The sequence below is a fragment of the Lactobacillus apis genome (assembly GCF_002837055.1).
Lineage (GTDB): Bacteria > Bacillota > Bacilli > Lactobacillales > Lactobacillaceae > Lactobacillus > Lactobacillus apis.
Genome location: NZ_PDKP01000001.1, coordinates 613,096 through 633,102, shown reverse-complemented (window position 1 = coordinate 633,102; position 20,007 = coordinate 613,096). Strand labels below are relative to the sequence as shown.

Sequence of the window (20,007 nt, the reverse complement as noted above, 5' to 3'; positions counted from 1 at the left end):
TTTGGGTTTATTTGATAAGATAAAAAAATCTTTATTTGGTGAAGATGAAAATACAGATAAAGAAACCAAAAAGGACGAGAAAGCCGAAGAAGAAAACGGTGAAAAAGCAGCTGACGTTGAAGAAGCAGAGCAAGATGAAAGTATAGAAGAAGCTGAAACAACAGAAAAGAATACGGAAGATGATTCTTCGAATCAATCTAATGATGTTGAGGAAGAGCAATCTGAACAAGATAAAGAAAATACGGCCCAAGAAGACGTTGATTCTGACGCAACGGATAATGAAGAAGAGAATCAAACCAGTTCTGAAGAACAACAATCTGAAAGTCAGACTGAGTTATATGAAAAGGGATTAGAGAAGACGAACGAAGGCTTTGGGGCACGTTTGAATCGCTTTTTTGCACAATTCAGAACGGTTGATGAAGACTTCTTTGATGATCTAGAAGAGCTGTTAATTGAATCAGATGTTGGTTACGAGACAGCAGAGCAGTTAACCGATGCTTTGAGGGATGAGGCTAAACTACAAAAAGCTAAATCTCGCGATGATCTTAAAAAAGTCATTGTTGAGAAAATGGTTGAGCTATATGATCAAAACGGTGACAGTGAAAACGAAAAACTAAGTCATCATGATGATGGCAAGACTAATATCTATCTTTTCGTTGGTGTTAATGGCGCTGGTAAAACTACCACAATTGGAAAATTAGCTAAACGTCTTAAAGACGAAGGTAAATCTGTTTTACTTGCTGCTGCAGATACTTTTAGAGCTGGCGCAGTTGAACAATTAGTTGAATGGGGCAAACGTGTCGATGTTCCAGTTGTTACTAGTAAGGAGCAAGCGGATCCAGCCTCGGTAGTTTATGATGCAACTAAGAGAGCAATAGACGAACAAGTTGATTACTTGCTAGTTGACACTGCTGGACGCTTGCAAAACAAAAAGAACTTGATGAATGAGCTTGAAAAAATAGAGCGAACAATTAAAAAATTAGCTCCTGACGAACCAACAGAAACGTTGCTTGTTTTAGATGGCTCAACTGGCCAGAATGCATTACTTCAAGCAAAAGACTTTGACAAAACAACTAAATTAACGGGTTTAGTTTTGACTAAATTAGATGGTTCCTCTAAAGGTGGGGTTGTCTTGGCAATTAGAAACGAAATGAAATTACCTGTGAAATTGGTTGGTCTTGGTGAAAAAGCAAGTGATTTAGCCGATTTTGATGCCGCAGACTATGCAGTTGGTCTTTTCCACGATTTGGTTTAAGATAGAAAGATAGAACAAAAAGAGGAGATACTTGATGAAAGAATATAGCGCATGTACCACAATTTTAGTAGGTAAAAATGCTTCTGTTGACGGTTCGACTATGATCTGCCGAAACGATGATACTTTTCGTCCAATTACACCACAGAAGTTCATTATCGAACCTGCCGCAAAAGGTGAAAAGGGCCGTAAAATTAAGTCTTGGCTAAACAAATTTGAAATGGATTTGCCAGAAGATGCTCAAGCAGTTCCAGCAGTTCCTAATGTTGATTATAAAAATCGTGGTTACTACGATGAAAGTGGAATTAATCAAGAAAATGTTGCAATGTCATGTACTGAATCAACTTATGGTAATGAACGTGCATTGGCCTATGATCCCCTTGTAAAAGATGGTCTTGATGAAGATTGTATGCAGACAGTTGTTTTGCCATACATTCATTCCGCTAGAAACGGTGTTGAGTACTTAGGAAAATTAATTGCTAAATATGGTTCACCAGCTGGAAACTCTGTTCTGTTTGGTGATAAAGACGAAATTTGGTACATGGAAATAGTTACCGGTCATCATTGGGTAGCTGAACGTATACCAGATGATGCATATGCTGTAGCAGCTAATCGTGTTTCAATTGAGCAAGTTGATTTTGAAGATACTGACAACTTCATGTGGAGTGACGGTATTCGCGAGTTTGTTGAGGAACATCATTTGAATGTCGATCATGAAGGCTGGAACTTCCGCCATATTTTTGGTACTTACAGTCAACAAGATCGTTTTTACAACACTAACCGTGTTTGGTATGGTCAAAAGTACTTTAATCCAGAGATTGAACAAGATCCAACAGACGGTGATTTGCCATTTATTAGACGTGCTGCTAAAAAAATCACTCGTGAAGATATCGAATTTGTTTTAGGTAGTCATTATCAAAACACTCCATATGATCCTTTTGGTAAGGGCACTGAAGAAGAAAAGCACCGCTTCCGTCCAATTGGACTTAATCGTACTCAAAATGCGCATATCTTACAAATAAGAAATGATGTGCCAGACGACAAGGCTGCTGTAATGTGGCTTTGTATTGGTGGACCAACATTCACGCCATTTGTTCCATTTTTTGCTAATATGAATGATACTGATCCTTCATATAACAATACTTCAATGGATTACAATATGGATGACGCTTGGTGGTACTACAAGTCACTTGCAGCGTTGGTAGAGAGTCATTACCCACAATTTGTTCAGTTAGATACTGATTACTTGAATGAACTGAACCAATACTATCGTCACCGTGTACATGACGTTATTGAAGGTGCCGGTGAAAAATCTGGAGCTGAATTGACTGCTTACTTAACGAAGGCAAATCAAGAGACCGTTGCATATACTAGAAAACGTTCAGAAAAATTATGGGCACAAATGATGATTGATTCTATCAATATGTCTAAGCTAACCTTTAATATGGATGCTAATCTATAAGTCACTTTTAGAGATAAGTGAAAAAACCTCCTAGTTTTTACTAGGAGGTTTTTTAATGCTATTTAATTTCGTTTATCCATCGTTGAGTGTCTGATTCCGTAAAAGCAATAAATAATAAGCCCAATAATGGTCCAGAAGAACATGTATTTTTTAGCTTGCATGTCTAATCCCCAGAAAACGGCGAAAGATCCCAAAAATGCTAAGAACGGTAAAACCGGATACCATGGCATTTTAAAGGCTGGATCAGTAATATCTTTTCCTTCACGCGGACGTAAGCGATAAATTCCGATTGAAACGAACATAAAGGCAATTAAAGTTCCTGCAGATACCAATTGCGTTAAAAAGGTAAACGGTATGAAGGCAGAAATAAAGATAGCAATAATTGCAACTGTCCATAGCGAACATGTTGGACGACGAGAAGCCGATAATTTTCCTAATTTTTTAGGTAGCATCCCATCACGACCAAACGAATATATCAAACGTGAACTAGCCAAGCAAAGGCCAATTAAAGCAGTAAACATGCCTAAAACTGCGACAGATTGGACAATTACTGCGACCATTCCATGACCCGTTTGCCTTAATGCATAGCCAACTGGTTCTGCTGAATTAAGATATTGTTGATAAGGTACCATTCCTACTAGAACTAGACTAACAGCAACAAATAATGCAACTGAAATAAGCAAGGAACCGATAATTCCACGCGGCATTGTCTTTTGCGGATTAACTGCTTCAGCTGAATTTGAAGCGATTGTGTCAAAACCTAAAAAAGAAATGTAAATCATTGAAACGCCAGCATATATTCCTTGCCAACCACCAAAAGCACCATGGCTAGTAGGCCGGTATGAAGGAACGAAGGGAATGAAATTAACTTTTTGTACTGCGGTTAGACCAACAACAACAAATAAAAGGATTGCCAGAACTTTTGTTACAACTAAAACATTTTCAATTTTTGAAGCTTTAGATACACCGCAACTAACAATCAGAGCAGCTAGTGTAATCGCAATTAAGGCAATGAGATCAAAGAAGCCGCCGTTTACTCCTAAAGGGTTAGCTAACGCATTTGGTAGTTGCCACCCAAGTGGAGCAATTAAAGCGCGGAAATTGGCTGAAAGCCCAGAGGCGATAAAGGCCATTCCAATAAGATATTCAGCAAGTAGTGCCCAGCCAGAAATCCAGCCCCAGAATTCGCCGAAGATAACATTAATCCATGAATAAACTGAGCCTGCAAATGGCATTGCTGCTGCCATTTCAGCGTAGGCAAATGCAACCAAACCAGCAACGATTGAAGCAATTACACAGGAAATCGCGACAGCAGGACCAGCGTGCAGGGCAGCAACTTCACCAGGCAGGGTGAAAATTGAGGTTGAAACAATTGTTCCAACACCTAAAGCTAAAAAATCTCGGACTTTTAATGTGCGGATTAAGTGACCATCTTTTTCTTGATAAATGGCCGGATTTTCTTTCCGATTCATTTTTTTCCAAAAGTTCAAACAAAAATCTCCTTAGTGTTATGTTAAATTTAACAAGCAAAAGCTTGTCATTAGTGTATTCTTACCTTTTAGACAAAATAGCACCGTAATGATACAAGCTATTATCTTTGAATGCAAGAAACTTTAATTGGATTTTTTAGGTAAACTCATCTTTCTAGATCGTCAAGTACGCGCATTTTTGCTATACTGGTTCAAGGTGAACGCAATGGATGAACTAACAAAAAATGAAGTCCTAGGTGATTTATACGCCTATTATGGAAAATTATTGACTAAAAACCAGCAAAGTTATTTTGAAGATTATTATTATAATGATCTTTCTTTGGGTGAAATTGCTCTGAATCATCAAGTTTCACGGCAAGCGGTTTATGATAACTTACGGCGTTGCCGCACTCTGCTAGTCAATTATGAGGAAAAACTGCATATGCAAAAAGACTATAATGAAATTGAAGAGAAGCTAGGTCAAATTTCCATTGCAATTAAAGAAAAGCAGCAAAATCAAGCTTTAAATGATATTAACGAGTTATTGCACAAGATGAGGGGAGAATAATTCATGGCGTTTGAGAATCTAAGTGAAAGAATTCAAAAAGCTCTACGCAATTTATCTGGTAAGGGTAAAATTTCTGAAGAGGACATCAATAATGCCAGTCGTGAAATCAGACTAGCTTTACTCGAAGCGGATGTTAACTTTAAAGTTGTCAAAGACTTTATTAAAAAGATTAAGCAAGAAGCCTTAGGAAAAGAGGTTCAAGAAAGCTTAAATCCGGGTCAACAAGTCATTAAAATTGTTAATGATGAATTGACTAAGATGATGGGCGAGAGTGCTACAACACTTAACAAATCTAAGCACATTCCTACTATTATTATGATGGTTGGTTTGCAAGGTACCGGTAAAACGACAACTGTTGGTAAGCTAGCTAATCGCTTGATTGAAAAAGAAAAAGCCCGTCCTTTATTGATTGCGGGCGATATCTACCGACCTGCCGCAATTGATCAGCTTGAACAAATAGGTGATCAATTAAAGGTTCCGGTTTATAGTCAGCGGGATGAAAAAGACGTTGCTCAAATTGTAAAAAACGGTCTGCAACAGGCTGATCAAAATAAAAATGACTATGTCATTATCGATACGGCTGGTCGACTAGAAATTGACGAACCATTGATGGAAGAGCTTGAGCAAGTTAAAGCAATTGCACATCCAGATAATATTTTGCTTGTAGTTGATGCAATGACTGGTCAGGCAGCAACAGATGTAGCAAAGGGGTTTGATAGTCGCTTAGACATTACCGGCGTCATTTTGACCAAATTAGATGGTGATACTCGAGGTGGTGCAGCTTTATCAATTAGAGCTGTGACTGGAAAGCCAATTATTTATACTGGGCAAGGTGAAAAATTAACTGACCTTGAACAATTCCATCCTGATCGGATGGCCTCCAGAATCTTGGGCATGGGTGACATGCTGACTCTAATTGAAAAAGCTCAGCAAGATTACGATGCCAAAAAAGCTGAAGAAGTAGCAGAAAAGATGAAGGAGAATACCTTCGACTTTAATGACTTCGTTGATCAGCTTGAACAAGTTGAAAAGATGGGACCACTTGACCAAATTGTTAAGATGATTCCTGGAATGGCTAACAACCCTCAGCTAAAAAATGTCAATTTTGATAAAAAGCAAATCGTCTATGTTAAAGCAATTATTTCTTCAATGACAGAAGAAGAGCGTGAAAATCCTGAATTGTTAAATCCAAGTCGCAGAAGGAGAATTGCTGCTGGATCTGGTAGACCGATTGTTGAAGTTAATCGAATGATTAAGCAGTTTAAGCAAGCTCGTGACATGATGAGTAAGATAACCAAAGGGAATTTAAAAGGAATGGAGAATATTCCTGGTATGGATTCACCAATGGGAAGAATTGCAATGAGAAGAATGGGCAAGAAGTTTAAGAAAAATAAGAAGAAGCGAATGAAGGTCAAACGTTATCATTCTTAGTTTTTACCTGTTAAGGGAAAAAGCTTTACACCCTCAAAAAAACATGCTATATTATTATTCGTAAGTTTTAGGAGGATATTAATTTATGTCAGTAAAAATTCGTATGCGCCGTATGGGTGCCAAAAGAAAACCTTTCTACAGAATAGTTGTTGCAGATTCAAGAATGCCACGTGATGGTCGTTTTATTGAAGAAGTAGGCTACTACAATCCAGTTTCAGAACCTAAGGAATTGAAGCTTGATGAAGACAAGATTTTTGAATGGTTGAAGAAGGGTGCACAACCTTCAGATACTGTACGTTCACTTCTTTCAAGCGCTGGCTTAATGAAGAAGTTGCACGAATCAAAATTCAACAAATAATTGAATTTGTTAGAAAAAGTTTGGAGTAGTTTGCTTCAAACTTTTTTCTTGGTTTAAATTTAGGAGAAAAGATGCAGTTTTATGACGTTGCGCGCATATTGACGACACATGGTTTAACTGGAGAAGTCAAAGTAACGCAAATTACCGATTTCCCAGATGAACGGTTTGCTCCCGGGAGCAAGTTATCACTGAAAGATGATCTGCAAACGGAATTAACAATTAAGAGTAGCAGACCGTTTAAACAATTTTGGCTTATTCAATTTGAAGAGATCAATCAAATTGAGCAAGCAGAATTACTCAAGGGAAAAATCTTGGTTGTTAGCGAGACTGAACAACATGAACTGCCACAAGGATACTATTATTATCGTGATATTTTAGGGTGTTCGGTTATTGATAATCAAGATGGTAGTGACTTGGGCAAAATCACTGGAATTGAAACTCCAGGAGCTAATGACGTTTGGGAAATTACTGAAGAATCAGGCAACGAGTATTTAATCCCCTATATTGATGAAGTTGTCAAAAAAGTCGATGTCGACGCTAAAAAAGTGTACGTAGAACTATTGGAGGGCTTGCGAGATGAAAGTTAATATTCTGACACTTTTTCCGGATATGTTTACCCCCTTAACAACTTCAATGCTTGGCCGTGGTCTTGAAGATGGTAAATGGGAACTAAATTTAGTTAACTTTCGTGACTTTACTTCTGATGTTCATCATCATGTTGATGACACTCCATACGGCGGCGGTGCAGGCATGGTCTTACAAATTATGCCAATTAAAAAGGCACTTGATTCACTTGCCAATAAAGGTAAAGTGATTATTACGGCACCACAAGGAAAGACTTTCAATCAGAAAATGGCACAGGAATGGTCAAAAGAAGATAATTTAACTTTTATTTGTGGCCATTATGAGGGTTTTGATCAGCGTGTTTATGATTTAGCGGATGAAACTGTCTCAATCGGAGATTATGTTTTAACTGGTGGAGAATTACCAACGATGAGTATGGTAGACGCAACTGTACGGCTATTACCTGGTATTTTAGGTAACGCAGCCTCTCCAGTTGAAGAAAGCTTTGCACATGGCTTATTAGAATACCCGCAGTATACTCGACCAGAAGACTTTGAAGGAATGAAAGTCCCAGCTGTTTTGACTTCAGGGAATCATCAAAAAATTGATGAATGGCGTCATAAAGAGTCGCTACGAGCAACGTATTTACATCGGCCTGATTTACTGAAAAATTATGAACTGAGTTCTCAAGAAAAAACCATGTTAGAAGAGATTAAACAAGAAGACACAAAGGCTTGATTTTACAAGCTTTCTTTGCTAATATAACAAAGGTGCAATTGTAATGTACTAATAGTTATGGGTGTTCCGCTGGCGCAGATAATCGTTGATGAATGCCGAAGAAGGAGAAAAATATGGATCCATTAATTCAAGAATTAACTAAAGAACAATTACGTGATGATATTCCTGACTTCCGTGCTGGTGACACTGTTCGTGTTCACGTACGTGTTGTTGAAGGTTCTCACGAACGTATTCAGATGTTCGAAGGTGTTGTAATCAAGCGTAAGGGTGCAGGTATTGCTGCAACTTATACTGTTCGTAAGATTGCTTCCGGTGTTGGTGTTGAACGTACCTTCCCAGTAAATGACCCTCGAGTAGCTAAGATTGAAGTATTACGTCACGGTCGTGTACGTCGTGCTAAGCTTTACTACTTACGTGAACGTCATGGTAAATCTGCAAGAATCGCAGAAAAGCGTCGTTAATTCACGTTTAAGTAAAAGAGAATCACTCCGCAATGGAGTGATTCTCTTTTTTGTTTATGTTAAAATATTTATTAAAATATTTATTAAAATATTTTTAATGAGGAAAAGAACTATGAAAGAACCATTTTTGTTAAATTTTGATCCTGAACCGCGGGCTGTTTTAGAACGAGATCACGAAAAAGAAATTAATCACTTTCATTTTCAGCCCAAGCTGCTGTTCGCATTCTTAACTCCTGATGTAATCAGTGATTTTTTGGCTCGTTATCCTCATAAAAAGCTTGGGTTCTTTGACTGCTTTGAAGGAGAAACCCCAATATATGAGGTTGATTTAGATGGACAAAAAATTACTTTTTGTCAGGCAAAAATAGGTGCTGCAGCTGCTGTAGAGCTATTAGATTGGCTAATAAGTTATGGTGTTAAACAGATTTTAGCAATAGGATCAGCAGGCTGCTTAGTTGATTTACCAGAGAACTATTTTCTAGTGCCTACAAAAGCTATTAGAGATGAGGGCACATCCTTTCATTATATGAAACCAGGAACGTATATTGACTTAAAGTCAGAGTTTTTAACTAAGACCAAAAAGTTGCTGAATGAAGAAGTAACTACCTGGACTACTGATGGTTTCTTTAGGGAAACAGTCAAGAAAGTAAAGCAGGCTAAGGAATTTGGAGCTTCTTGTGTAGAGATGGAATGTGCAGCAATGGCTGCGTGTGCACAATTTAGAGGGGTCGACTTTGCACAAATATTATTTACGGCAGATTCTCTTAAAGACATAGAAAAGCATGATGAAAGAGGCTGGGGCAGGGATGCTCATGAGGCAGCCATTAATTTGGCAGCAAATATTATAGCCAACATTTAATTTCCAACTTTGTGAAAAATCGAAGTGTGAAACTGATGTGAAACTATGCTGTATTTCACAAAGTTTAAAACAAATATTGATATAACAGCATTCAATACCAAAATAACTTCGAAAATTTGTGAATTACATTTTAATAATTGCTGTGGAAAGATAAAAGGACAAATTTTGCATTTCTGCTTTATTTAGATGCGACTCAAAAAATGTAGAAAAAAAACCATTGAATTCCGAATAAAACTAGTTCGTAAATTTCAATGGTGTAATAAATAGTTTCTAAATAATGTTGTTTCGATATAAGCCAACCACTTTACCTAAGATATGAACGCTGTTCAAGAGTATTGGTGCCATAGTATCATTTTCTGGCTGTAAACGGTAATGATCTTTTTCTTTATAGAACCGCTTGACGGTTGCTTCATTTTCATCGGTCATTGCAACAACAATCTCACCGTTAGTAGCAGAGCTTTGTTTACGGACAATCACATTGTCTCCGTTTAAAATACCAGCGTTAATCATGCTTTCACCGTGAACTCGTAGCATGAATAAGTCGCCAGCATCATTAGCTAAATCAGGGGGAAGTGGGAAATAATCTTCAATATCTTCAACGGCTAAAATAGGCTGACCTGCTGTGACATCACCAACAACTGGAATATCAGTAGGCTTGACACCAAGTGCCTTTTTGCCTTCTTCTGTTATTTCTAGTGCTCGAGGTTTAGTTGCGTCCTTAACAATTAAGCCTTTTCTTTCTAATCTAGAAAGATGACCGTGAACTGTAGAAGTTGATGAGAGTTCAACTCCTTGGCAAATTTCTCTAACAGTGGGAGGGAATCCGCGTTTTTCAACGGTATCATATATATAACGAAGAATTTGTAGTTGCTTAGAACTTTGCTTATTGGTCATTTTTTTCTCCCATTCGTTAGTTAATTCTTTGTATTAACTACATTCTAACAAATAATGTTGCCTAATACAAACAGGCGTTCTAAATAATTATTCTTTTTTTTATCCAAAAAGTAAGGTAGACTTTTACAAATGAGAGGTGCAAAAATGACTGAAAATAATGAACAAAGATTAACTGAAGAACAAGAAAAAAAACTAACTGATAGAATCAATGAGTTATACCATAAGAAAGAAGCTCAGGGATTAACTAAAGAAGAAGAAGAGGAGCGACAAAAACTTCACAAAGAATTTATCAGAAATTTCCGTGCTGGTTTTAAACAAGATGTCGAAGACTTGGTTATCGTAGATAAAAATGGTAAAGAAGTAACTTCCGAAAAAGCAAAAAAAGCACAGCGTAAGAAAGGCTTGAGAAAAGACTGATTTATAGCTTTTAATTTACTTATTTTTTAGGTAAGATATATCTATTGGACAAATTGAGGTGATTATTTTATGAATTTAGGATTAGCAATTGTATTAATTATTGTAGCGCTGCTAATAGGTCTTATTGGCGGCTTTTATGGTGCTAGAGCATACATGAAGAAATATTTTAAAGATAATCCACCAATCAGTGAAGATATGATTGTTGCCATGATGTCACAAATGGGTCAAAAACCTTCTGCTAAAAAGGTAAACCAAGTGATGAACATGATGAAACATCAAAAATAAAATCTTAACTAGATTGACATCAGACGGAGGATTATTTCTTCCGCCTTTTTATTTTGAAAGACAGGTGAAAAATGGGTATATTTTTTAAGTTAGGCTGGTTTTTTAAAAAGGAAAAGAAACGCTATTTAATCGGTGTTGCTTTTCTAGCACTGACTTCAGTAATTAACTTAGTACCACCAAGAATTTTGGGGTTAATGGCTGATCAATTAGATAAAGGTCATATTTCTTGGCAAGAATATGCGACTTTAATCTTAGCCATTGTACTAGCTGCGTTAGTTTTATATGCTTTCCGCTATTTTTGGCGTCGTCAAATTTGGGGTGGTGCAGCCGAATTAGAATTGCAAATGCGCTCTAAACTGTTTGAGCACTTTATGGAAATGGATCGTACATTCTATCAACGCCATAGAACAGGTGACCTAATGGCACACGCCACTAATGATGTTTCAGCGATTCAGGAAGTTGCGGGTGAAGGTGTATTGACATTAGTTGATTCACTTTTGATGAGTGTAACAACAATGGTCGCAATGATAGTATTTGTTGATTGGCGGTTAACAATCGTTGCACTTATTCCATTACCATTTCTGGCTTGGGGGGCATGGAAATTAGGCGATCAGCTATACGGTGCGTTTGATGAATCTCAGGCTGCTTTTTCTCGTTTAAACAATAAAACTCAGGAATCGATTTCCGGGATTAAGGTCCTAAAAACCTTTGGTCAAGGAAAAGAAGATACTGAAGCCTTCAATGACATGGTTAATGATACGATTAAAATCAATAAGCGTGTCTTTAAGTGGGATTCATTATTTGACCCATTGGGAACGCTTCTTATTGGACTGACCTATACAATAACTATTATTTATGGTGGATTGTTGGTTAGTCACAAGGCTTTATCAATTGGGCAACTTGTATCATTTATTGCCTATATCGGGAATATGGTTTGGCCTATGTTTGCAATTGGTTACCTATTTAATATCCTTGAGCGAGGTAGCGCAAGCTATGATCGAGTTGAAAAACTACTTGATGAAAAACCTGAAATTACCGATCAACATGCTGATCAAAGTCTTCAAGCTCAAGATATTGCAGGTGATTTGAAATACCAAGTAAAATCTTTTGCTTATCCTGATGAGCCTCAAATTCCAGTGCTGCACAATATTGATTTCACTTTAAAAACGGGGCAGACACTTGGACTAGTTGGGAAGGTCGGAGCAGGTAAAACTACGATTATTCAACTGTTGCTGCGTGAATTTGATAAATATGATGGGAAGATAACATTAAATGGTCATGATATTAGAGAAATACCATTAAATGTTTTATTGCGTCAGATTTCATATGTTCCGCAAGATAATTATCTTTTCTCAACAAGTATTCAAAAGAATATTGCTTTTTCAGATGCAAATTCAGATGAGAGTGCGATTGTGTCAGCTGCTAAAAAAAGTGATTTGCACAATGATATTTTGCAAATGCCTGGTGGCTACAACACTCTTGTTGGTGAAAACGGCGTTTCTCTTTCTGGGGGACAGAAGCAAAGAATGTCAATTGCACGAGCTTTGTTGAAGCAAAGTCAAATTTTAGTCCTAGATGATGCTTTATCCGCTGTTGACGCAAAAACTGAAATGGCAATTTTAGAGTCACTAAGTAAAGAGCGTGAAGGTAAAACCACTTTAATTGCTACGCACAGACTGACCTCAGTTATGAATGCCGATTTAATTTTGGTTCTAAAAGACGGTCAAATTGTTGAAAGAGGTACGCATGATCAGCTGTTAGCAGAAAACGGCTGGTATGCAGACATGTGGCAACGCCAAGAATTAGAAGCAAAGGTAGGTGAATAAGATGGACGATCAAAGTAATTATGAATCTGTCTGGTCAAAAGAAATACCTGTAAAAGAACAAATTAGCATCTTCAAACGTTTGATGCGCTTTGTAATGCGGTTCAAAAATGAAATGATTATTGCGGGTATTGGAGCATTTTTGGTTAGTGTAATCAACATGCTTCTACCATATGGATTGCAGTTCTTTTTGGACAATTACTTAGTTAAAGAGAGTGTTACAACCCAAATCATCTTATTTGCTGGTTTCTTATATGCTTTTGGTTCGGTTATCAAAGCGGTTTTGCAGTTTACTTACGAGTACTTTTTTGCTTTAGGTTCTGAAAAATCGCTTGAGAGTTTACGGTCAGCATTATATAAGCAATTGCAAAGCTTGGGAATGCGCTATTTTGATCAAACTCCAGCCGGGTCAATCGTTTCGCGTGTTACTAACGATACGATGACTTTGAGCAACTTCTTAGTTGTACTTTCAAGTGTAGTCATGTCATTCTTCTCAATTATTTCTGCTTTAGTAGCGATGTTTACGACTAACTTTTATGCGGGCTTAATTGTTTTGGCATTTTTACCCATTTTATTGCTAATTATTTGGCAATATTCTAAGAGAAGTTCAAAGTTATACCGAAATTATCGCGAGCGCTTAAGTCGCATTAATACGAATTTAAACGAGTCAATTGAAGGGGTTTCTTTAATTCAGCAATTCAAACAAGAAAAGCGAATGATTGATAATTTTGAACATGAAAACACTTCTTTAATGAAGACGCGTTTTAGTATGATAAACCTTAATTCATTACTTTTATCACCGTTAACGAGTATGCTTTACTCGATAGCACTTGCTTTAACCTTGATGTACTTTGGTTTTCCACTACGTGAGACTTTTGTTCCTGCAGGTGTGGTTTATGCATTTTCACAATATATCTCGCAATTCTTCAATCCAATTGCTAATATGATGGATCAAATGACCTTCTTTCAAGATGGAATTGTTGCAGGAAAGAGAATCTTTAGAATTCTTGACAATACAGACTTTGAACCTGAGCAGCAAGCTGAAAAAGGCTTAATAATTACTAAAGGTAAAATTGAATTTAAGCATGTAAGCTTTTCATATGATGGTAAAAATGAAATATTGCATGATATTTCTTTTACTGTTAATCCAGGTGAAACCTTGGGAATTGTTGGACACACTGGTTCCGGTAAGAGTTCAATTATCAACGTAATGATGCGTTTTTATGAATTCTATAAGGGGCAAGTACTAATTGATGGTGTAGATATAAAGAAGTATCCAAAAGAAGAGCTTCGCAAAAAACTGGGTCTAGTTTTACAGGAACCATTCATGTTTTATGGTGATGTGAATTCTAATATTAGACTCTATAATAAAAATATCACTGATGAAGAAATTAAGAATGCAGCAAAAACTGTTCAAGCAGATGGGTTTATCGAAAATCTTCCCGGTAAATATCATGCCAAGGTTGGTGAAGGTGGCAGCGAGTTCAGTCAGGGACAACGACAACTAATCTCATTTGCACGTACTTTAGTCACTGATCCGAAAATTTTAGTTCTTGATGAAGCAACGGCTAACGTTGATACTGAAACTGAAACATTAATTCAAACTGCCTTAAAGAGTTTAAGAAAAGGCCGAACTACTTTGGCCATTGCACACCGATTGTCGACAATTGTTGATGCTGATCAAATTATCGTTTTAAACGATGGTAAAATAGTTGAACATGGAAATCATGAACAATTATTAGCTCAAAAAGGTTATTACTACAACTTATATAAGTTGCAAAACAGTCAAAAATAAGTTTATGCACGGGTTATTTAATTATCCCGTGCTTTTCTTTTACATCAACTGTTGACAGCGGTTACACAAAGATGTAAATTAATTATAATAACAATTAAAAATATTTATGTTTTAGAAATAGGAAGTTTGAAATGGAATACCATCAAATTAATGATACTGATCGTGAAAATTTACGTAAATTTATTTCAGAACCTGAGCGTTTTGTTACAGAGCCAACTAAACATTGGGATCATGACCAATTTAGAACAGTAACAGCAATGCCAGAATTAGTAATTCAACCAGTTACTAATCAAGAAGTAGAAAATGTTGTTAAATATGCGAGTGATCATCATATTCCTTTGGTGCCACGTGGTAATTCAACTGGTTTAATGGGTGCCAACTTATCTGTTGATGGTGGTATCTCACTCGATATGGTTAAAATGAACCGTGTTTTAGAATATGATCCAGATGGTTTAACTATGACAGTTCAAGCAGGAATCAGATTAAAGGATATTGAAGAATATCTTGCTGATAAACCATTTACTTATATGCCAGCACCTGCTATGCACTGGGCTACAATTGGTGGTAATGTTGATACAAATGCCGGTGGTTTAAAAGCAATCAAGTATGGTGTTACAAGAGAGCACATCCGTGAATTGAAGGTTGTCTTAACTAACGGAAAATTGTATAAGTTTGGCTCGAAAGCAGTTAAATCTTCATCAGGTTATTCTCTAAAAGATTTGATTATTGGTTCAGAAGGTACGCTTGGCGTTGTTACTGAAGTTACATTGAGATTGTATCCAAAGCCACGTAAATCAATTAATGCAATTATTCCTTTCCCAACTTTGAATGATGCAATTAGATCAGTTCCAGCAATTCTTGCTTCCGGTGTTGTTCCAACTACAGTTGAATTCATGGGACGTAAAGTGATTAACTTATGGGAAAAATACGCAAACGATGAATTCCCAATTAAAAATGGTGATGGTTTTATTATCATGGGCCTCGATTCATTTACTGAAGAAGAGTGGCAAGCAGAGTTGAAACAAGCATTGGAAGCTGTAAAAGAATTTAAAGCTGAAGATGCAGTTATCTTAAGTGCCGATTCAGAAGAAGCTAAGAAAATTTGGAAATGTCGTGAAGAATTACTTCTTGCAATTCAAAAGTCAACTCCAAAGATGGATGAAATAGATGTCTGTGTTCCAATTAACCACATTCCAGAAGTTTTAGATCGTATCGAAGAGCTTGAAAACGAATTGAACATTAGAATTCCAAACTTTGGACATGCCGGAGACGGAAACTTACATATTTATCTTTGCTCTGACGATATGTCTGATGAAGAATACGCTAAGACAAGTGATAAAGTAATTTCAGAATTATACAAGACAGCTAAATCACTTGATGGTAATATGTCCGGCGAACACGGTATTGGTTATGCTCGTGCTGGTTATTATGAAGATTTCTATGGTCACGACTACACTGAGCTTTTACGTCAAGTTAAGAAGTTGTTTGATCCTAATGAAGTTGTTAACCCTGGTAAAATCTTTAAGATGTAAAAATATAAAAGGTAAATAAGTTTATAAAGCAACTTTCGATATCATTATTGAATTCGAAGGTTGTTTTTAATTTGGTCAAAAAATTCTAGTTGAAAATAAAAAAGATTAGTTACGATTAAATACGTAACTAATCTTTTAAAAATTGAGTTATAGCTCGTTTGTTTTAATTTTTAAGCATGTAATCTCGAGTCATTGGTAAGTTTTTACCAGACGGCCCTTTGGTTAGGAGATATTGAACTACGTCAATATTTCCTGATTCAAAGGAGGCAGCACATGCTTGTAAATAAAGATCCCACATTCTAGTGAAGCGCTCACCCATGTTTTTCTGAATAACATCACGATGATTGTTAAAGTTTTTATCCCAAATTTCAATTGTTCGTTGATAATGGCGTCTTAACATTTCCATGTCATCAATTTGCATACCATTTTCGACAATATGATGAACATTTTCATCTAGTCCTGGGATATAGCCACCTGGGAAGATGTACTTATCAATCCAAGCATTGCTAGCGCCACCTTGTTGGCGGGTAATTCCGTGGATTAGGGCAACGCCGTCTTTTTTAAGGTATTTTGCAACGTCATTAAAATACTGACCAAGATTTTCTTTACCAACATGCTCAAACATGCCAACTGAAGTAATGTAATCCCATTGTTGATCGCCAAGTTCGCGATAGTCTTCTAGCTTAACTTCTACCTGATCCTGTAGATTTTCATCGTAAATTTTCTTTTGAACAAGTTTATATTGTTCTTCGCTTAAAGTTACACCAGTAACCTTAAGATCATATTCTTTGGCTGCAGTCAACATAAGCGTTCCCCAGCCACAACCTATATCTAAAAGAGTTTTACCTTTTTGTGGATGTAGTTTATCAAGAATGTGATTAATTTTATCAATTTGAGCCTTTTCAAGGTCGTCTTGATTGCCTTCCTTGAAGTATGCACATGAGTAGGTCATCGTAGGGTCAAGCCACAACTTATAGAAATCATTACCGATATCATAGTGACTTTGAACGTCTTTTTCACTCTGTTGTTCAGTATGATTTTGCTTAGGCATAAATTTGCGGAATTTACTAGACCGCATAAAACTGTTTGGGCTTTCATAAGCTCCAAGGATAAGTTCCTGTATACTGCCCTTGATTTCAATCTTTTTATCCATGTATGCTTCGCCGAGTGCTAATGAAGCATTACGGGTGATTTCATTAACTGGAATTTTTTCATTAAAAATGATTTCAATGTTTGGGTTGCCATTGCCATAAACTTCACTCTTACCATCCCAATAGGTTACTTTCACTGGGAAAGGAAAAGACTTACTTAACATCATTTTATAAAATGTTTTCTCTAACAATTTTTTGACTTCCTCCATTCAATTACAGTCGTAATTATTTTAACACTACAAAAAAAGATTAAACTTATTAAAGTTTAATCTTTTCATTTTGTCTGTTTTTACTTTGGTTGATAATGAAAATTAGGATTCTGTTCTTGATCAATCTTATTCCAAGCTTCTTTAAGCCGATTATCTAACATTGCTTCATTTTCATGTGTTAGTTTGATTTTTCGATCAACTTGAATAGGGTCGCCAAAGCAAACCTCAAGTGGTTTTCTCTTTAGAAGTCCTGTAAAGGTCAGAGGACCTTGATAAACAACGGGAACAATTGGCTTACCGGATAGCTTTGCAATTGCAATAGTTCCGCCTTTTAGTTCGGCGGAATGTCTGGTTCCAGATGGAAAGATAATTAATGAATAATTCCCATTTTTTAGTCCCTTGATAGGTGTCTTTAGAGCAGATGGACCAGGATTTTTACGGTCAACTGGAAAGGCATGTGCATGCTTTAAAATGAAATTTAAAACAGGATATTTAAATAATTCAATTTTTGTCATAAACATGAATTCTTTTGGACTTGCAGCTAAAGCAAACAAAATCGGTTCCCACCACGTGCGATGCGGAGCTGCCAAAATATAATTCCCATCTGGGATACGTTCTTTATGATTAACATGTAAATGCCCATTTAGTAGCCAGACAATAAAGCGGGCAATTGGGCGAATGATATGATAAAACATTATTTCCTCCAATGATGTAAAATATTATAACAGAGCTTGAGGAGAGGAAGAAATTTTTATGGTAAATTTGTCAAAAAATGAACGAATTGATTATATGTATAGCGATAATCTTAAAATTGTTCAGGACAAAGATGCCTTTAGCTTTTCGTTAGACACATTATTACTGGCGTCAGAAGCTAAAGAATCAATTAAAGATAGTTCGAAAGTTGCTGATCTCTGTGCAGGAAACTGTGCTGCAACAATTTATATGGCATATTTTAATCGAGCTAAGTATGATGCAATTGAAATTCAAGATGAGGCTGCTTCACAAGCTAGGCGATCGGTTGAATTAAATCAAATGGAAAACCGTATTCAAGTTCATCAAAAAAATGTTAAGGATGCACCTAAATTTTTACGTAAAGATTCTTATGATGTAGTCGTGGTTAATCCACCATATTTTAAAGTGGCAAAGAATCATAAAGTAAATCCTGATCCTAAAAAAGCAATTGCACGTCATGAATTGTTAATTAACTTAGAAGAAATAATTATGGTTGCCAGTGATCTTCTTAAGATGAAGGGAAAAATGTATATGGTACATCGACCTGAACGTCTTAACGAAATTGCATATTTTTGCATAAAGCACGATTTAAGTATCAAATTTGTACAGCCGTATGTATCTCATCGTGGAGATGATGCAAATTTAGTTATTATTGAAGCTGTTAAGCACACGGCAACAGATGGCTTGGTTTTGAGGGATGCGATTGAAGTTCATGATGAAAACGGTGATTTTTTACCTGTGATTCAAAAAGTAATTCGTGAAACTGATGAAGAGCGGCAAAAACATGATGAAGGAAAAAGTTACTATTTTTATGTTTTGTTGTGCAATGACGGTAGTTTTTATGGCGGCTTTACAAATGACCTACAAAAACGGTTAACTGCACATAACACTGGTAAAGGGGCAAAATATACTAAGACTAGAAGACCTGTCAAAATGATTTATCACGAAAAATTTCAAGATAAGCAACTAGCATTGAAAAGAGAGTATTGGTTTAAGCACCATACACGACAGTGGAAGGAAAATTTTTTGCGTGAACGATCAGTTGATTTTTAGCCTTGATTCTTAAGCCTAAATTTAGTATTATCTTACTTGTGTGTTAAACACACAAGTAAGAAACATCAAGAGTGATCAACGTTTTGGTGCCACACACTGGTGAAACGTTGAAATGATCGCTTGAGAGGTATAAAACCATAGGAGGAAGTTAATTATGTCAGTAGTTTCAATGAAACAATTACTTGAAGCTGGTGTCCACTTCGGTCACCAAACTAGAAGATGGGATCCAAAAATGGCTCCTTACATCTTTACTCAAAGAAATGGTATCTACATCATTGATTTGCAAAAGACAATCAAGATGTTGGATGACGCATACTCATTCGTTAGAGCAGTTGCTCAAGACGGTGGTGTAATTCTTTTTGTAGGTACTAAGAAACAAGCTCAAGACTCAATTGCTGAAGAAGCAACTCGTGCTGGTCAATACTACATTAACCAACGTTGGCTTGGTGGTACTTTAACTAACTGGAAGACTATTCAAAGTCGTGTTCAAAGATTAAAGGACCTTAAGAAGATGTCAGAAGATGGTACTTTTGAAGTATTACCAAAGAAGGAAGCATCTTTATTAACTAAGGAAAAGGATAAGCTTGAAAGATTCTTAGGTGGTATTGAAGACATGCCTAGAATCCCAGACGTAATGTTTGTTGTTGATCCTAAGAAGGAAAAGATTGCTGTTCACGAAGCAAACATTCTTGGTATTCCAGTTGTTGCAATGGTTGACACTAACACTGATCCAGATCCAGTAGATGTTGTTATTCCTTCAAACGATGATGCTATTCGTGCTATTCGCTTAATTTCAGGCGCAATGGCAGATGCTGTTATTGAAGGTAAGCAAGGTCAAGATGACAATAACGCTGACGTAGAAGCTGAAATGACTAAGAATGCTACAGCTGATGGTGCTGAAGAAGCAACTGAAGCTGAAGAAACTTCAGACGAAGACTAGTTAAATATCTTTTA

General features: G+C 36.5%; 20 protein-coding genes. 16 read left to right on the top strand and 4 right to left on the bottom strand.

The annotated features are described in order from the left end of the window. Position 1: 1 nt before the first annotated feature. Complete coding sequence (gene ftsY, locus CRG87_RS03055; protein WP_074425177.1) at positions 2–1,255, top strand: signal recognition particle-docking protein FtsY; 1,254 nt, start codon at positions 2–4, stop codon at positions 1,253–1,255. A 34-nt stretch (positions 1,256–1,289) separates the two neighbouring features. Beyond that, positions 1,290–2,714 carry a C69 family dipeptidase gene (locus CRG87_RS03050; RefSeq protein WP_046307105.1) on the top strand — a complete coding sequence of 475 codons (1,425 nt, stop codon included), beginning with the start codon at positions 1,290–1,292 and terminating at the stop codon, positions 2,712–2,714. 62 nt (positions 2,715–2,776) lie between these two features. On the opposite strand, the gene CRG87_RS03045 is transcribed toward CRG87_RS03050, so the two are convergent. After that, positions 2,777–4,204, bottom strand: a complete 1,428-nt coding sequence (locus CRG87_RS03045; protein WP_046307103.1) for an APC family permease — start codon at positions 4,202–4,204, stop codon at positions 2,777–2,779. Positions 4,205–4,409: 205 nt separating this feature from the next. On the opposite strand from CRG87_RS03045, the gene ylxM reads away from it, so the two are divergent. The 7 genes from ylxM (at position 4,410) to CRG87_RS03010 (ending at position 9,162) form a co-directional block, all read left to right on the top strand. Beyond that, positions 4,410–4,751 (top strand): YlxM family DNA-binding protein, encoded by a 342-nt coding sequence (ylxM, locus tag CRG87_RS03040; protein WP_046307101.1) that lies wholly within the window; start codon positions 4,410–4,412, stop codon positions 4,749–4,751. 3 nt (positions 4,752–4,754) lie between these two features. Next, a complete protein-coding gene (gene ffh, locus CRG87_RS03035) occupies positions 4,755–6,182 on the top strand; it encodes a signal recognition particle protein (protein ID WP_074425178.1) in 1,428 nt (475 codons plus the stop codon). 85 nt (positions 6,183–6,267) lie between these two features. Then, positions 6,268–6,540 carry a 30S ribosomal protein S16 gene (rpsP, locus tag CRG87_RS03030; RefSeq protein ID WP_046307097.1) on the top strand — a complete coding sequence of 91 codons (273 nt, stop codon included), beginning with the start codon at positions 6,268–6,270 and terminating at the stop codon, positions 6,538–6,540. Between the two features lie 71 nt (positions 6,541–6,611). Continuing rightward, positions 6,612–7,127, top strand: coding sequence for a ribosome maturation factor RimM (gene rimM / locus CRG87_RS03025; protein WP_074425180.1), 516 nt, complete (start codon positions 6,612–6,614; stop codon positions 7,125–7,127). Further along, positions 7,117–7,842 carry a tRNA (guanosine(37)-N1)-methyltransferase TrmD gene (gene trmD / locus CRG87_RS03020; RefSeq protein ID WP_074425182.1) on the top strand — a complete coding sequence of 242 codons (726 nt, stop codon included), beginning with the start codon at positions 7,117–7,119 and terminating at the stop codon, positions 7,840–7,842. Before rimM ends, trmD begins: the two co-directional genes overlap by 11 nt. Positions 7,843–7,955: 113 nt before the next feature. After that, complete coding sequence (rplS, locus tag CRG87_RS03015) at positions 7,956–8,303, top strand: 50S ribosomal protein L19 (RefSeq protein WP_046307093.1); 348 nt, start codon at positions 7,956–7,958, stop codon at positions 8,301–8,303. 112 nt (positions 8,304–8,415) lie between these two features. Beyond that, positions 8,416–9,162: a nucleoside phosphorylase gene (locus tag CRG87_RS03010; protein WP_074425184.1), complete on the top strand. Its 747-nt coding sequence runs from the start codon at positions 8,416–8,418 to the stop codon at positions 9,160–9,162. A 270-nt stretch (positions 9,163–9,432) separates the two neighbouring features. Here the strand turns inward: CRG87_RS03010 and lexA are convergent, their stop codons facing one another. After that, entirely contained in the window at positions 9,433–10,056 is a 624-nt protein-coding gene (gene lexA / locus CRG87_RS03005; protein ID WP_046307089.1) for a transcriptional repressor LexA, read from the bottom strand. Between the two features lie 144 nt (positions 10,057–10,200). Between lexA and CRG87_RS03000 the strand changes: the two genes are divergently transcribed. The 5 genes from CRG87_RS03000 to CRG87_RS02980 all read left to right on the top strand — a co-directional run bounded on the left by CRG87_RS03000 (position 10,201) and on the right by CRG87_RS02980 (position 15,908). Next, complete coding sequence (locus CRG87_RS03000; RefSeq protein WP_046307087.1) at positions 10,201–10,473, top strand: DUF896 domain-containing protein; 273 nt, start codon at positions 10,201–10,203, stop codon at positions 10,471–10,473. Positions 10,474–10,542: 69 nt separating this feature from the next. Then, entirely contained in the window at positions 10,543–10,758 is a 216-nt protein-coding gene (locus tag CRG87_RS02995; RefSeq protein ID WP_074425186.1) for a YneF family protein, read from the top strand. Between the two features lie 71 nt (positions 10,759–10,829). Then, positions 10,830–12,584 (top strand): ABC transporter ATP-binding protein, encoded by a 1,755-nt coding sequence (locus CRG87_RS02990; RefSeq protein WP_074425188.1) that lies wholly within the window; start codon positions 10,830–10,832, stop codon positions 12,582–12,584. Between the two features lies 1 nt (position 12,585). Then, positions 12,586–14,376, top strand: coding sequence for an ABC transporter ATP-binding protein (locus tag CRG87_RS02985; protein ID WP_074425190.1), 1,791 nt, complete (start codon positions 12,586–12,588; stop codon positions 14,374–14,376). Positions 14,377–14,507: 131 nt separating this feature from the next. Next, positions 14,508–15,908 (top strand): FAD-binding oxidoreductase, encoded by a 1,401-nt coding sequence (locus CRG87_RS02980; RefSeq protein ID WP_074425192.1) that lies wholly within the window; start codon positions 14,508–14,510, stop codon positions 15,906–15,908. Between the two features lie 163 nt (positions 15,909–16,071). Here the strand turns inward: CRG87_RS02980 and CRG87_RS02975 are convergent, their stop codons facing one another. Together CRG87_RS02975 and CRG87_RS02970 are read right to left on the bottom strand one after the other, a co-directional pair. After that, complete coding sequence (locus CRG87_RS02975; RefSeq protein ID WP_046307074.1) at positions 16,072–17,250, bottom strand: SAM-dependent methyltransferase; 1,179 nt, start codon at positions 17,248–17,250, stop codon at positions 16,072–16,074. A gap of 98 nt (positions 17,251–17,348) precedes the next feature. Next, positions 17,349–17,963 (bottom strand): lysophospholipid acyltransferase family protein, encoded by a 615-nt coding sequence (locus CRG87_RS02970; protein ID WP_074425194.1) that lies wholly within the window; start codon positions 17,961–17,963, stop codon positions 17,349–17,351. A 58-nt stretch (positions 17,964–18,021) separates the two neighbouring features. On the opposite strand from CRG87_RS02970, the gene CRG87_RS02965 reads away from it, so the two are divergent. Both CRG87_RS02965 and rpsB read left to right on the top strand, forming a co-directional pair. Beyond that, entirely contained in the window at positions 18,022–19,053 is a 1,032-nt protein-coding gene (locus CRG87_RS02965) for a GIY-YIG nuclease family protein (protein WP_074425196.1), read from the top strand. A gap of 154 nt (positions 19,054–19,207) precedes the next feature. Beyond that, on the top strand, positions 19,208–19,993 hold the full coding sequence (gene rpsB, locus CRG87_RS02960) for a 30S ribosomal protein S2 (protein ID WP_074425198.1): 786 nt from the start codon (positions 19,208–19,210) through the stop codon (positions 19,991–19,993). Positions 19,994–20,007 lie beyond the last annotated feature (14 nt).